Here is a 13,722-nt window from a genome sequence, read left to right on the forward strand (position 1 = left end):
GCGCAGATGAATGAAGATCCGACAAAAAAGCGCCTGGGACGCGGCCTCGCGGCCCTTATCGGTGAAATCGACAGGCCCGCAACGCCGTCATCGCCTGCCCCGCGTCCAGATGGCAGCGTTCCGATTGAACTGATCGCGCCCAATCCCCGCAATCCTCGCCGGTCATTCGCGGAGGACGATCTGGTCGACCTTGCGCAATCCATTCGGGAACATGGTGTTGTACAACCCGTCGTTGTGCGTCCGTCCGCCAGCGTCGCCGGTCAGTTCGAGATTATTGCGGGCGAACGACGCTGGCGCGCCGCGCAGCGCGCCGGGTTAACCGCAATTCCGGTGATCGTCCGCGAGGTGAACGACCGCACGGCTCTCGAACTTGCGATCATCGAGAATGTGCAGCGCGCGGACCTCAATCCCGTCGAGGAAGCCGCTGGATATCAGCAGCTCATCGATGAGCATGGTTACACGCAGGCCGATCTCGGCCAGGTCATCGGCAAGAGCCGCAGCCACGTGGCCAACACGCTCCGGTTGCTGAAACTGCCGCCGGTCATTCGTGATATGCTTGTAGATGGAGCGCTTTCCGCCGGTCATGCGCGCACGCTCGTGACCGCTGAGGACCCCGCTTGGCTTGCGAAGCGGATCGTCGAGGAGGGACTGTCGGTGCGCCAGGCGGAAGCGCTGGCGCAAATGCCTGCTTCCGACCGGAATACATCCACGGCAGCCAAGCGGCTTCCGTCGGAAAAGGACCCGGACACGCGGGCGCTTGAAAAGCTGCTGTCGGACATTTCCGGCCTCAACGTCGCAATCAATCACAAGGAAAAGGGCGGCGAAGTTCGGATTTACTACAAAACGCTCGATCAGCTCGATGCGCTTTGCCGGCGATTGCAGCATTAAATGCCGGCAAATTAAATATAATTAATCGGCTAATTTTAGCGGTTGGTTCCTTCGATTGCGATCGCCGTCAGCGCCCTGTTGACAATCGAATCAGCCAATTCCGGACGGCGCCGCGTTTCCAGTACGGCGTGGCTCAATCGCGCCAACGCGCGGTCGATCGATGGCAGTGACCAGCGACGCAGCGCGTTTTCGATTGTTCGTTTCCGGCTGAAGAAGATCGGCGGACGGGCTGCACCAACAATCTCGGAGGCGCTGCGCTTGCCCGCATCCAGTTCAGCGCGAAGCACACGCAGGGATTGCATCTGCCGCATCATCGCATTGGCGAGCAGGAAGGCCGGAGAACCCGCACGGACGTTTCGCCGAAAAAGTGTGTCGAACACCTCCAGCCGCCCCTCCAGAACCGCATCCATGCAATCGTCCATCGACAATTCGGCAACGTCACCCGTCAGTTCGCGGATATCGTCAAGTTCGATGCGCGATTTCCCGTGGGCGTAAAGCGACAGCTTCTCCAGTTCGCCGCGCGTCGCCAGCCTGTCGCCGCCGAGATTTCGCCGCAGGGCGTTGCGGGCTTCCATCGAAATCGACAGTCCTGCTGCTGAAAACGTCTGGTCCATCAGCGCTTCCAGATCGCGTTCGGCGTCGGCATAGCACGGAAGCGCGACGGCTTTGTCGGAGGATTCAATCACCGCGCGCAGCGGCGCGCCCTTTTTAAGGTCTCCCGCTTCGATCAGGACAAGCGTGGCCTCCGGCGGCGCGGCACACAGCGCCTTGACTTCGTCGGCCAATCCCTTTTGCGCTTGCGCGTTGCGTATCCAGAGCAGACGTTTTTCCGCGAACATGGAGACGGTATTCGCCTCGGCGGTGAGCTTTCCGCTTTCGTCGGCCTCGCTGGCATCAAGTCGCACGACCGTGAAGGGGTCGTCGACCGGCAAGCCTGTTTGTTTCACGAATGCCGCGGCGCGCTCGGACACCAGCCCATGGTCCGGCCCATAGAGCAGGACAATCGGCTTGCCGGCGTCCGGGCGGGACAGCCAGCCATCGACCTCATGCGCCTTCTTTTGAGCCATCGGTTCTGCCTATCAGCATTTTTCCGCCGTTCAAGAGTCATTCGGCAGATAGGTCGGCGCTGCCCCTCACCCTTGCCTCTCTCCACCATCAAACGATTCACCGAACGTCTTTGCCATGCTTGCACAACCCCTCATCCCGCTGCCGCGACCTTCTCCCACAAGGGGAGAAGGAGGATGTCATGCGCACCAGCTTCAATCGTCGGCGTTGCAGAAGGAGCGAGACGTTGCTGATGCCCGCCTTCTCCCCTTGTGGGAGAAGGTGCCGGCAGGCGGATGAGGGGCGGCGCAAGCGCCAGCCATAAAATCACGCTTCCATTTTAGCAAATTGTGGAATAGCGTCACGTTGGGCCTGTCAGTCAGGCCCGGGGCGTCACAACCCCTCCAAGAGCGGTCCTTGTCGACTGCAAAACGACAACTCCTCGACGGGATACGCCGGGGGGGCCTCCGTGCATGTCCAGAGCTCACGCTTAAAGACGGAGGCGGTCGTCTCTTGGCGGCTTGTGAACCCCCCGGTCACCAGAGGGGAATACGGGCTTGAAAAGGGGCCCCTCGGTGACCGCATTCGCATCGGGGGCGCAATTTGGACAGCTATAGTTTCTGGCAGGATTTTTTCATCAGCTACCGGGCTTCGCCCGATGCGATCAAGGCGCTTTGGCTGACCATGCCGCCGGCCTTTGTTCTCATGCTCGCGTGGGTATTCTCAAAACCTGCAAAGCCACGAATATCGGGAAAAAACAAAACCGGCGAAGCTTCACAGCCTGCCGGTCAATTGCCCGTTTCTGACGGGGATGCCTGATTCGATCCGGTAAGGCTCGTGGGCGGGGGGCTTGGGGTTACGAGCAAAACCGGACCGAACCGTCTCAGGCAACAGCAACACCGTCGATTTTATTTTGGGCATCAACTAGGATAAATTGCGGCAAGAATGCGGCCCATAATCACCAATCATTACAGAATGTTTCATCCCGTGATCAGCGCCGCCCCGCAAAACCCGCGCCATTCACCACTAACTCTTGCATTTCCTTAATGAAAAGGCGACCCTGCAATTCCGTTGTCAAAGGACTTCTGAATGACGGAACGTGGAAGCGGATCAAAGGGCGAGGGTGAGCCGGCAATACTCATTCCTTTTCCGGATCCGAAGCAGCGCAAGCCGCTGCGCCAGGTTTCGTTCGAGCGACGCGAGCTTGATTCCATCCTTCGGTTATATGGGCGTATGGTCGCCGCAAATGAATGGCGGGACTACGCGATAGACCACACGTTTGACCGTGCCATATTCTCGGTGTTTCGGCGCGCGAGTGAGACGCCGCTGTTCCAGATCGTGAAGAATCCGGCGCTGGCGCGCAAGCAGGGCGCATTCGCCGTCATAACGGGAACCGGGCAGGTGCTGAAGCGTGGCCATGAACTGGCCCGCGTGCTCGGCGTGTTTGACAAGAAGCTGCGCCTGATCGAAGGCTGAATTGACCGTATCGGACTTTGGCATATTCTCATGCAAAAGCATGTCAGGGAGGAAAACATGGCCAAGCAACCGGAAATGCCGGACTTCATGCAAATGTTCTCGCAGTTCGGAAAAGACCTGAAGATGCCGCAGGTCGATGTGGACGCGATCCTCGCGCACCATCGCAAAAACCTCGAAGCGCTGCAAAAGGCGGCATCGGCAGGCGCGGCGGGTGCAAATTCGGTGTTGGCGAAACAGCGCGAGGCCCTGCAGGAAGGCATGCAGGACATGACCGAGATGATGCACAAGATGCGCACCAGCGGCGCGCCGAAGGAAGCGCTCGAAAAGAATGCGGAGTTTGCCCGCAAATCGTTCGAGGCGGCGGTCAAGCATGCAGGAGAAGTGGGCGAGATCGTGCGCAAGTCCGGCGAGGAATCGACCGAAATCCTGCGCGAGCGAATCAAGGCCGCAATGCAGGAAATTCGCGACGCCTATGAAAAGCGGATGGGCTGACGCTCAGGCTCTGCCGCAGGAAGCGTGGTAGAGCCGCTCCGGCACGGATTGGGGATCGGGTTCGGCGCGATTCCCGCCATTCATTTCAAGCTGCATGAAAACGGTGTCGAGCCAACGACCGTGCTTGTAGCCGGAGCCTTCCAGTACGCCGCAATGCCGGAAGCCCATGCGGTCGTGGAGCCGCACGGAGGGGCTGTCGGCATGGCCGTCCCCGATCACCGCGACGAGCTGGCGATAGCCGCCCGCCCGGCATGCCTCGATTAGCGCCGACATCAACAGCTTGCCGATGCCTTTGCCCTTGGCGCGCGGGTCGATGTAAATCGAATCCTCGACGATGAACCGATAAGCCGGCCGCGCGCGGAATGGCCCGGCATAGGCGTAGCCGATCACCTGTCCAGCTTCCTCGGCGACCAGATAAGGATATTCGCTCGCCCGGAGGTTCGCGAAACGTGCCCGCATTTCATCGAGTGTCGGCGCTTCCAGCTCATAGGTGGCGGTGCCGTGGTCCACGGCATCGGCGTAGATCGCGGTCAGCACCGGAAGGTCGCTCTCCGTGGCGTCACGAATGGAAACGGTCATGGGTTCTCCCGGCAATGATCGGCAGCAGACATACGCCGAAACAAAAAGGGCGGCCAGATGGCCGCCCTTCGAACTCTTGTGCCAGTCGCCCTATTCGCGATTGCCCATGAACTGGAGCAGGAAGGTGAACAGGTTGATGAAGTCGAGATAGAGCGTCAGCGCGCCCATGATCGCCTTGCGGCCCGCGACGAGAACGTCGTCACCCTCGAAATACATCTCCTTGATCTTCTGCGTGTCGTAGGCGGTGAGGCCAGAGAACACCAGCACGCCGATCGCCGAGATGGCGAACTGGAGCGCCGACGACTGCAGGAAGATATTCACCACCATCGCGATGATGAGGCCGAACACGCCCATGATCAGGAACGAACCCATCGCCGATAGGTCGCGGCGGGTTGTGTAACCATAGAGCGAGAGCGCACCGAACGCCGCTGCCGTCACGAAGAAGGTCTGCGTGATGGACTGGCTGGTGAACACCAGGAAGATTGTCGAGAGCGAGACGCCCACCAGTGCGGCATAGATCCAGAACGTGGTCTGCGCAGCCGAAAGGCTCATCTGGTTGACCCGGAAACCCAGGAAGAAGACGAGACCCAGCGGGGCCAGCATCACGAGCCACTTGAGCGGCGAGACGAACAGCGTGACGCCGAACTGGGTCAGCATCTTGCCGTTGCCGAGCGTCGCAGCCGCAGCCGACGGATCGTTGGTGGTCGCCAGCATGATGACGCCAAGCGCGGCGACGCCGGTGATGACCATCGCCACGGCCATGAGATTGTAGACCTTGAGCATATAGGCGCGAAGACCTTCGTCGATCTCGACGCCGGTGCGCGCACCCGTGCCCAGTTGAGACTGATAATTGCGAAGTTCAGCCATGTTTTCCTCTGTTGCTTCCGTCCCGTCGGGTGTCGGGCACACGCCCAGGCGCCGCTGGCGGGACTTCCAGCATGCCTGCGCGAAATATGATCATTCTTGGCCTCCACGACAAGACCTGTTGCGCGCTGCAACAGGGCGTGAGGCGCGATTCTGCATGAAATCATGCTAACATTTCAGTGAGATTGCACGAATCATAGTTCCCGCAGGACCGGCGCGGCCTTCTGGCCGAGAATGCGCCAGGTTCCGAGAAGTCCGAAACCCACGGTGAGCAGCAGCGCTACGACAATGGTCGCAACCGCCACCTCGGGCAGAAACACAGACGGCAGTTTCATCACCCGCGCGACCACGTACCAGGCCGCGACGCCGCCTGCCAGCAACGCAAAGACGGCGGTGGCGAGGCCGATCAGCAGATATTCGAGGCTGAACGCGGCGATCAGCGTGCGGCGGGTTGCCCCGAGCGTCTTGAGCACCACGGCATCGTGAATGCGCGCGCGATTGCCCGCCGCCAGCGCGCCGGAAAGCACCAGGACCGATGCGATGAGCGCTACCGCCGCAGCCGCGCGAATCGCGGTGCCGAGCTGGCCGACAAGCTGGTTCACCACATCGAGCGCATCCTTGACGCGCACCGAGGTGACCGCAGGGAATTGCTTGGTGACCGCATTCAGCAATCTGGCTTCGTCGGCGGGCGCGGCATTCTGCTCTTTCAGCGTCGCCAGCCAGCTATGCGGCGCACCGGCAAACGTGTTGGGCGAGAAGACCATGACGAAATTTATGCCGAGCGATTCCCATTGCACCCGCCGCAGATTGGCGATGCGGGCGGTGATGTTGCGGCCAAGCACGTTGACGGTCACGGTGTCCCCGATCTTGAGCCCAATCTGCTGCGCCTCCTCTGCCGAAAAGGAAACGAGCGGCTCCCCGGCATAGTCCTTCGGCCACCATTCTCCCTCCGAGATCACCGCATTTTCCGGGATCGTTTCGGAATAGGTGATGCCGCGGTCGCCGCGCAGCACCCATGCGCCTTCCGGCGGAACCTTGACGGTCTGCGCATCGATGCCGTTGAGCGCAACCACGCGCCCGCGCAGCATGGGCACGCGCTGAAGCGCGCCGCGCGGCGCTTCGGCCTGCACGAACCGGACGAAATCGTCGATCTCGGCAGGCTGCACGTCGACGAAGAAAAAGTTCGGTGCGCGCTCCGCAATCGTTCCTGTGATCTGCCGCCGCAGGTTTCCGTCGATCAGCGCCAGCGTCACCACCAGCGTCAGCCCCAGCCCCAGCGAAAGGACGACCGAGGGCGTCAGCGCGCCGGGGCGATGGATATTGCCGACGGCAAGACGCAGCGGGGTGGAGCGCACGGCGGGCGCATGCCGCGCCAGCACCTGCACGAGCCATGCGACCCCGCGCAACACAAGGAACGACCCGACGGCCGCCGCGACGAAGATGATGGCAATGCGCCGGTCGGAGGAAAAAAGCACCGCGAGGCCCGCAAGCGCAATGCCGACGCCTGCGGCGATGGCCACGTAAACGAAGCGCGGCAGGCCGGTCAATTCGAAGCCAAGCTCGCGAAAAAGGGCGGTCGCCGGAACGTCGCGCGCCCGCCCGAGCGGCAGCACGGCAAAGGCGAGCGTCACGAGCACGCCGAACAGCGCGCCCATGGCGAGCGCGCCGGGATAGACACCGCCCTCCGCCGGAACCGGGATCAGCGAAGCCAGCACGGACTTGGCCATGAAGGGCATCATGACGCCAAGCACCAGCCCGGCCACGATGCCGATTGCCGCAATCAGCATGATCTGGATCAGGTAGACTGCGAACACGAACCCGCCGGATGCGCCGAGACTTTTGAAGGTCGCAATCACGCTGCGCTTGCTGTCGAGATAGGCGCGCACCGCATTCGCCACGCCCACGCCGCCGACGACCAAAGCGGTGAGGCCCACCAGCGTCAGGAACTGGGAAAACCGCTCGATATTGGCCGAAAGCGCGGGCGCGGCGTTGGTGCGGGTCCTGATGCTCCATCCGGCCTGTGGAAATTCGCGCTGGGCGTTGTCGCGGATCGAGCGCAACGCTGCGTCGCTTGTGCCGGCGGGCAATCGAACCTTGTAGACATGCTCGACGAGACTGCCCGGCTGGACCAGTCCCGACGCCCTGAGCGCATCCATTGAAACCAGCAGGCGCGGCGCGAAGCCGAAACCGTCGGAAATGGAATCCGGCTCGGTTTCCAGAAGCGCGCGCAACTCGATGCGCCGGTTGCCGAGCTCGATAGCGTCGCCCGGCCTGAGGCCGAGCCGGTCGAACAGGATTTGCGGCGCGGCGGCGCCATAGACACCGTTGCGCTGGCCGAACAATTGATCGCCCGGAAGCATGGGTGCGGTTGAAAGCGACCCGTACAGCGGATAGGCCGCGTCGACGGCCTTGACCTCGACCAACGCCTGGTCCGAGCCGTCGGGCAGGCGGGCCATGGATCGCATCCCGGCGCTGACCGCCACGGTTCCGAGGCCGTCGAGGAACGCACGCTCCTGTGCCGAGGCTTCCCGCTGGTTCAGCTCGAAGCGGAGATCTCCGCCAAGCAGCGCCTGGCCCTGGTCGGCCACGCCGTCGGCGATTGCCTGCGCAACGGAATTGACGCCAGCGATCGCGCCGACGCCCAGCGCGATGCAGGCAACGAAAATCAGGAAGCCGGACAAGCCCGCGCGCATCTCGCGCAGCGCGAACCGCAACGCCAGCCCGAAGCGCGGAACGCCTGTCGGCGGCTGAGCGGCAAGCGGGGAGCGGGTGGCGTCCATCTTTCAGGCCACCGATGCCTGTGTGCTGGCCTCGATGATGCCCGACCTCATGGATATCTGCCTGTCGCAACGCGCGGCCAGCGCCGGATCGTGCGTGACCAGCACAAGCGTCATGCCTCGCTCGCGCGCCTTGGTGAACAGCAGGTCGGCCACCTGCCTGCCGGTCGCCTGATCGAGATTGCCGGTCGGTTCGTCGGCTATGAGGATGCGCGGCTCCGGCGCAAGTGCGCGCGCAATCGCCACGCGCTGCTGTTCGCCGCCCGAAAGCTGGCCGGGATAGTGGCTCGTCCGTTCGCCCAGCCCCACCGCCTCAAGCTCGTCCCTGGCGACGGCGAAGGCATCGCGATGGCCCGCCAGTTCGAGCGGCACCGCGACATTCTCCAGCGCGGTCATATTGGGTATGAGATGGAAGGACTGGAAGACGATGCCGACATTGCGCCCGCGAAAGGATGCGACGGCGTCCTCGCCCATGCCCGTCAATTCGGTGCCGGCGATCATGACGCGACCGGAATCGACTTTCTCCAGTCCGGCCAGAACCATGAGCAAGGTCGATTTGCCCGAGCCGGACGGCCCGACGATTCCCGTAGCCTCGCCCGCCGCGACATCGAGCGACACGCTTTTCAGCACCTGAACGGACGAAGCGTCCTGCCCAAGCGTCAGCGATACGTCCTTCAGTTGGATGACGGGCATTGTCACAAGAAAATCCTATATGGGAGGCACAAGATGTTGCGGCTCATATGGGAATTGGAAGATGGCAGTCAAACGTATGCTGATCGCGCTGGCGGTCCTTGTGCTTGCTCCGGCGGCTCCCGCGCATGCCGACCCCTATCAGATCGTCGGATTCGGCGACAGTTTGATGGCCGGATACGGCCTTCAAAATGGCGAGAGCTTTCCGGACAAATTGCAGGCGGCGCTCAAGGCGAAGGGTCACGACGTCGTGATCGCCAACGCAGGCGTTTCGGGAGACACCACGAGTGGCGGCCTGTCGCGGCTGGACTGGTCTGTGCCCGACGGGACCAACCTTGTGATCCTCGAACTTGGCGCGAACGACATGCTGCGCGGCGTGTCTCCCGACCTGACAGAGAAGAACCTCGACGCGATGCTCGCGCAATTTCAGAAGCGTGGCATTCCGGTGCTTCTGGCGGGCATGCGCGCCGCACCGAATCTCGGCATGGACTACAGGGCGAAGTTCGACGCCATCTATCCTCGCCTCGCCGGAAAATACGAGGTTGCGCTCTATCCTTTTTTTCTGGATGGCGTCGTAGCCGACAAGACCTATCTTCTGGAGGATGGATTGCATCCCAACGCCGCCGGTATCGACCGCATCGTCGAACGCATCCTGCCGGCCGTCGAAAAAGCCATTGCGTCGAGCGGCTGAGAAGCGAAGTTTAACCACCCGGTCAAACAACAGCACAAAGCGCTTGCCGTGCCGCACAAACGATGATTCGTTTGGGTTGCGCGTCTGATTCGAGAAAGGGAGCCTGCCTATGCCCCGATTGTTCACCGCCCTCGAAATTCCCCGGGACGCTGCACTTTCCCTTTCGCTCCTGCGCGGAGGGCTGCCCGGCGCGCGGTGGATCGATGTCGAGAACTACCATCTGACCCTGCGCTTTTTCGGAGACATCGAAGGTCACGTCGCCGACGAAATCGTCAACGCGCTCGATCGGGTGCGCCGACCGGCCTTTCAGTTGACGCTTTCAGGCGTCGGTGCGTTCGGCGGCAAGAAACCGCATTCGCTATGGGCAGGCGTTGCGGCGTCGCCCGACCTTTTCGCCCTTCAGGCCGAGATTGACCGCATTGCGGCGCGGCTTGGCCTTCCCTCCGACCCCCGAAAATTTTCGCCCCATGTCACGCTGGCGCGGCTGCGCAACACCTCGCCGGACGCGGTGGCGCTCTACCTTTCCGCGCGCGGCAACTTCGCGGCAATGCCGTTCAAGGTCGGTCGCTTTGTGCTGATGTCCTCGCGCGATTCGGTCGGCGGCGGTCCCTATATCGTGGAGGAGGCCTGGCCTCTCGGTACCGATATCCGCGCGGTGAGCGCGCCTGCAAGCCCGTCCGACGCCTCCCGCGGGGTCCGGTAGGGCGCTTCGGCTTCGGCAGGGTCAATTCGGTTTCCGGCATCTTGCAGGGAGGCGCTGGCTTCACCACATCATATGCAGGATCATGGAGGGATCGATGGAAGGAGCGCGCATGTATCGCGACGATGCTTCCCACCGAGCGGAAGACGTCCGGTTGAATTTCTGGCGAACCGCACGAAAGGCGGCGCGGCATGTCCCCTTCATGGAGGATGTGGTTTCCGCTTATTATTGCGCGCTGGATCACGATACCTCGATCAAGACAAAGGGCATCCTGCTCGGCGCGCTGGCTTATTTCGTGCTGCCCGTCGATGCCATCCCGGATATTCTCGCCGGCGTCGGCTTTACGGACGATGTCGCGGTGCTGTCGGCAGCCCTTGCCGCCGTGAAGGCGAGCATCACTCCGGCCCATCGAAGTGCCGCGCGCAAGGCCATCGACGACTGGTCGTAAACCGGACCGAAAAGCACAAGTCAAACTCTTGCCGCTTTTCATGGCTTTCTCAATATCGGGCAGGCTTGATCCGCGAGGCAATGTGGCCGGGCCGGGCTGTCGGCAGGAGGTCAGCCGGCGGAATAACGGTTTGGTAACCCTGATTAAGTCAAAATGAACCAAATTGCCTCGCCCGTCAGGCACGGCGCATGATTTTATTCAGAACGGGAAATGTCTCAGCAATGTACAGAATAACCGCCCTGGTTTCGAGTTTTGTGCTGGCGGTAAGTGCGGCACCAGCATTGGCGCAGTCGGCCACGAAGATTGGCCAGCACAATGCGTGGGGCACATACAGCTATCAGGCGCAGAACGGCAAGGTATGCTATGTCCTCACCGTTCCTACAGACAAGCAGCCGCCCAACCTCGATCACGGCGACATCTTCTTCTTCGTCAGCCAGCGCCCGGGTGCGACGCCCAGCTATGAGCCGCAGTTTATCGCCTCATATGATTTTCAGGCCAATTCGAAGGTCCAGGTCACGGTCGGCAACCGCTCGTTCTCGATGTTCACCAAGGGCAAATCGGCCTGGGTGGAGAAGCCGGACGACGAACCCGCGCTGATTACCGCGATGCGCGGAGGGGCCGACATGAAGGTTTCGGCGAAGTCGAAACGTGGCAATCCGACGAACTACACCTTTTCGCTCAAAGGCATCTCGGCGGCGCTGGGTTCCATCGCGCAGTGCAAATAGGGCCTTTCGCAGGCAAGCTACTTCTTGGTGTCCTTCGAAGAAGAGCCGGGTGAAAACATCCCGCCCATCACGTCGCGCATCCAGTCGGCATTCTGCGGCATTGCGGTGAACCATGTTTTGAGCAGGTTTTCGGGAGAAAACCTGTCGACCTCCGCTGTCATGCGCTCTTCCATGTGTTTCATCATTGCCTGCTGAAGCGGCTGCACATCCGGGAGGCCCATGAACTGCCGCGCCTCCTCCGGCGTGCAGTCGATATTGATATTCACCTTCATTCGGTTCTCCACTGGGGTTTCAGATCACCAGATTGCGCAGGTTTTGCGCGGAGAACAACTGGCATTGAAAAAGGGCGGCCTGTTGCCGCCCTTCTGCTTGCAGTCGCGCTCTTACTGAGCGGGCGGCTGATTCGTTCCGGAGGGTGCCGGAGCGGGTGCGGCGCCCGGTGCGGGTTCTGCCGGTTGCGCCGGTACCGCCTCGTTCGTCGTCGCCGGCTCACTGGGTGCCGGTGCCTGTGACGTGCCGGGTGCGAATACGAAATAGGCGATCACAGCAAGAACAACCACGATGGCCGCGATAATGGCGCCGCTTCCGGTGCCGCGACCTTCGACGACGCGCCTGTTGTCGATTACGTCGTTGTTTGCCTGGGTGACCCTCGGATCAAGCGGATCGATCGGAGCGCCAACCGGATCCGGGGCACGTTTTGGATCGTTGGCAAGGTCGTGCAATTTGCGTGCAGGTTCAGCCATAGCCGTCCTCCTTGTGTTCGACGTCAGACCGGCAAACGCAAAAAGCAGGCCGAAGTTCCAAGGTTCGGCCTGAAAATCCCCTCTGTTGCATCCTGAACAAGCGGATCGCACCGCCTGCGCGGGCCGAAAACTCAGTTCTGGTCTGAATCCTGCGGCTGGACCGTCTCCTGCCCGTCAGGCAGTGCCGGGGTCGACATGTTCGTGGAGGGTTCGCTGGCGATGCTCGCCACGACCGATTGGTCAACCTTGGCCTGGGCCGACCGCTGATATTCGCAAGCGCCGGCCAATGGCGCAGAGAAGGCAAGAAGTCCGAGTGCGAGAACAGCTTTCTTCATTGCATGCTCCTTTTTGGTTCGGAGCATCAGAATATCAAAGCGGTCGCCTTTGACAAATCACGCTTGACGTGAACGCGTCAGCGCCCGAGCGCGGTCGCGAACACGATGATGAATGAGAGGAGAAAGAGGAGGTTCAACGAAGCCAGCGCCTTCATCGCCGGAAGGGCAAGTTGTTCTGCGACGGCGGTTGCGGTGGCTGCTTTGCTCATGGCACCACCTTAACGGCCATTGTCGCACAATTTGTTAAGCCGATGCTTCGAATTGCATCCTTTTACGCGCGCGGATGCGCTGATTCGTAGATATCCAGCAGTCGAGCGGAGTCCACGCCGGTGTAGATCTGGGTGGTCGAAAGGCTTGCATGCCCCAGCAGTTCCTGAATGGCGCGCAAATCGCCGCCGCGTCCCAAAAGATGTGTCGCGAAGGAATGGCGCAGCGCATGCGGCGTGGCAGTCTCGGGGAGGTTCAGCGCCGAACGCATCTTCTGCATCTCGCGTTGGATGATCGCCGGATTGAGCGGCCCCCCCTTGGCGCCGCGAAAAAGGGGCGCGTCGCCCGCCAGATGGTAAGGACAGAGGCTGCGATAGGTCGCGACCGCCTGCCGCGTCACCGGCAGCACCGGCACCAGCCTCGTCTTGCCGCCCTTGCCGGTTATCCGAAGCACGTCGCCGGCATCCGACGTGATGTCCGCGCCAGTCAGGCCGAGCGCCTCGGAAATACGCATGCCGGAACCATACAACAAGGCGAGCACCGCCGCGTTGCGGGCCGCGATCCATGGTTCTTCGGCAAGCTGTTCGCCGACTTCGACCACGCGCCGTGCATCGGGCACCGTAAGCGGTTTCGGCAGCGATTTCGGCTGTTTCGGCGCACGCAGGGCCGCCGCTCCCGCCGCATTGGCAAGACCCTTGCGCTCCATGTAGCGCAAGAGCGAACGCACGCCTGCCAGGCCGCGCCCGAGCGTGCGCGCGCCCGCCCCGTCGGCGCGGCGCGCCGCGAGAAAGCCGCGCAGGTCGGCGGGTCGCAACGCGCTTACATCGGAGATGCCGGGCGGACCGCCGCAATGGCCGGTGAGGAACTGGAGAAACTGGCGTGTGTCGCGTTCATAGGCTTCGACGGTCTGTTTGGACAGCCGCCGTTCGCTGGCGAGCGATTTGAGCCAGCTTTGCCTCGCTTCTGCGAGATCGGGACGGGCGGAGATCAGAAATTCCTGCATGGCAAAATCCATCAAACCGCATCATTCTTAATGACCGGAAAACATCCGCTTGCCGGAACA

17 protein-coding genes are annotated in these 13,722 nt (G+C 61.9%); 8 read left to right on the forward strand and 9 right to left on the reverse strand.

Annotated features, from left to right (window positions below):
• Positions 1 to 6: 6 nt before the first annotated feature.
• Positions 7 to 888: a ParB/RepB/Spo0J family partition protein gene (locus M9924_07265; protein ID MCO5064203.1), complete on the forward strand. Its 882-nt coding sequence runs from the start codon at positions 7 to 9 to the stop codon at positions 886 to 888.
• A gap of 35 nt (positions 889 to 923) precedes the next feature.
• Here the strand turns inward: M9924_07265 and holA are convergent, their stop codons facing one another.
• On the reverse strand, positions 924 to 1,955 hold the full coding sequence (holA, locus tag M9924_07270) for a DNA polymerase III subunit delta (protein ID MCO5064204.1): 1,032 nt from the start codon (positions 1,953 to 1,955) through the stop codon (positions 924 to 926).
• A gap of 580 nt (positions 1,956 to 2,535) precedes the next feature.
• Here holA and M9924_07275 point away from each other — a divergent pair.
• The 3 genes from M9924_07275 (at position 2,536) to phaP (ending at position 3,900) form a co-directional block, all read left to right on the forward strand.
• On the forward strand, positions 2,536 to 2,751 hold the full coding sequence (locus M9924_07275; protein MCO5064205.1) for a hypothetical protein: 216 nt from the start codon (positions 2,536 to 2,538) through the stop codon (positions 2,749 to 2,751).
• 270 nt (positions 2,752 to 3,021) lie between these two features.
• Positions 3,022 to 3,408 carry a DUF2794 domain-containing protein gene (locus M9924_07280; GenBank protein ID MCO5064206.1) on the forward strand — a complete coding sequence of 129 codons (387 nt, stop codon included), beginning with the start codon at positions 3,022 to 3,024 and terminating at the stop codon, positions 3,406 to 3,408.
• Between the two features lie 57 nt (positions 3,409 to 3,465).
• Positions 3,466 to 3,900 carry a TIGR01841 family phasin gene (phaP, locus tag M9924_07285; protein MCO5064207.1) on the forward strand — a complete coding sequence of 145 codons (435 nt, stop codon included), beginning with the start codon at positions 3,466 to 3,468 and terminating at the stop codon, positions 3,898 to 3,900.
• Positions 3,901 to 3,903: 3 nt separating this feature from the next.
• Here phaP and M9924_07290 read toward each other — a convergent pair whose 3' ends face one another.
• From M9924_07290 to M9924_07305, 4 genes are all read right to left on the reverse strand, one after another.
• Entirely contained in the window at positions 3,904 to 4,479 is a 576-nt protein-coding gene (locus tag M9924_07290) for an N-acetyltransferase family protein (protein MCO5064208.1), read from the reverse strand.
• 90 nt (positions 4,480 to 4,569) lie between these two features.
• Positions 4,570 to 5,346: a Bax inhibitor-1/YccA family protein gene (locus M9924_07295; GenBank protein ID MCO5064209.1), complete on the reverse strand. Its 777-nt coding sequence runs from the start codon at positions 5,344 to 5,346 to the stop codon at positions 4,570 to 4,572.
• A gap of 191 nt (positions 5,347 to 5,537) precedes the next feature.
• Complete coding sequence (locus M9924_07300; protein MCO5064210.1) at positions 5,538 to 8,123, reverse strand: ABC transporter permease; 2,586 nt, start codon at positions 8,121 to 8,123, stop codon at positions 5,538 to 5,540.
• A gap of 3 nt (positions 8,124 to 8,126) precedes the next feature.
• On the reverse strand, positions 8,127 to 8,819 hold the full coding sequence (locus M9924_07305; GenBank protein ID MCO5064211.1) for an ABC transporter ATP-binding protein: 693 nt from the start codon (positions 8,817 to 8,819) through the stop codon (positions 8,127 to 8,129).
• Positions 8,820 to 8,874: 55 nt separating this feature from the next.
• On the opposite strand from M9924_07305, the gene M9924_07310 reads away from it, so the two are divergent.
• The 4 genes from M9924_07310 to M9924_07325 all read left to right on the forward strand — a co-directional run bounded on the left by M9924_07310 (position 8,875) and on the right by M9924_07325 (position 11,374).
• Complete coding sequence (locus M9924_07310; GenBank protein MCO5064212.1) at positions 8,875 to 9,501, forward strand: arylesterase; 627 nt, start codon at positions 8,875 to 8,877, stop codon at positions 9,499 to 9,501.
• 109 nt (positions 9,502 to 9,610) lie between these two features.
• Positions 9,611 to 10,204, forward strand: a complete 594-nt coding sequence (gene thpR / locus M9924_07315) for an RNA 2',3'-cyclic phosphodiesterase (GenBank protein MCO5064213.1) — start codon at positions 9,611 to 9,613, stop codon at positions 10,202 to 10,204.
• A 94-nt stretch (positions 10,205 to 10,298) separates the two neighbouring features.
• Positions 10,299 to 10,649, forward strand: a complete 351-nt coding sequence (locus M9924_07320; protein ID MCO5064214.1) for a YkvA family protein — start codon at positions 10,299 to 10,301, stop codon at positions 10,647 to 10,649.
• A 221-nt stretch (positions 10,650 to 10,870) separates the two neighbouring features.
• The gene (locus tag M9924_07325) at positions 10,871 to 11,374 is read left to right on the forward strand and encodes an invasion associated locus B family protein (protein ID MCO5064215.1); all 504 of its coding nucleotides are present in this window, start codon (positions 10,871 to 10,873) and stop codon (positions 11,372 to 11,374) included.
• Between the two features lie 17 nt (positions 11,375 to 11,391).
• Here the strand turns inward: M9924_07325 and M9924_07330 are convergent, their stop codons facing one another.
• From M9924_07330 to M9924_07345, 4 genes are all read right to left on the reverse strand, one after another.
• Positions 11,392 to 11,646, reverse strand: a complete 255-nt coding sequence (locus tag M9924_07330; protein MCO5064216.1) for a DUF6489 family protein — start codon at positions 11,644 to 11,646, stop codon at positions 11,392 to 11,394.
• A 111-nt stretch (positions 11,647 to 11,757) separates the two neighbouring features.
• Positions 11,758 to 12,117 (reverse strand): hypothetical protein, encoded by a 360-nt coding sequence (locus M9924_07335; GenBank protein MCO5064217.1) that lies wholly within the window; start codon positions 12,115 to 12,117, stop codon positions 11,758 to 11,760.
• A gap of 131 nt (positions 12,118 to 12,248) precedes the next feature.
• Positions 12,249 to 12,452, reverse strand: a complete 204-nt coding sequence (locus M9924_07340) for a hypothetical protein (protein MCO5064218.1) — start codon at positions 12,450 to 12,452, stop codon at positions 12,249 to 12,251.
• A 271-nt stretch (positions 12,453 to 12,723) separates the two neighbouring features.
• Entirely contained in the window at positions 12,724 to 13,662 is a 939-nt protein-coding gene (locus M9924_07345; protein ID MCO5064219.1) for a tyrosine recombinase XerC, read from the reverse strand.
• Positions 13,663 to 13,722 lie beyond the last annotated feature (60 nt).

The sequence above is a fragment of the Rhizobiaceae bacterium genome, assembly GCA_023953835.1.
In the GTDB taxonomy this organism is placed as follows: domain Bacteria; phylum Pseudomonadota; class Alphaproteobacteria; order Rhizobiales; family Rhizobiaceae; genus Mesorhizobium_G.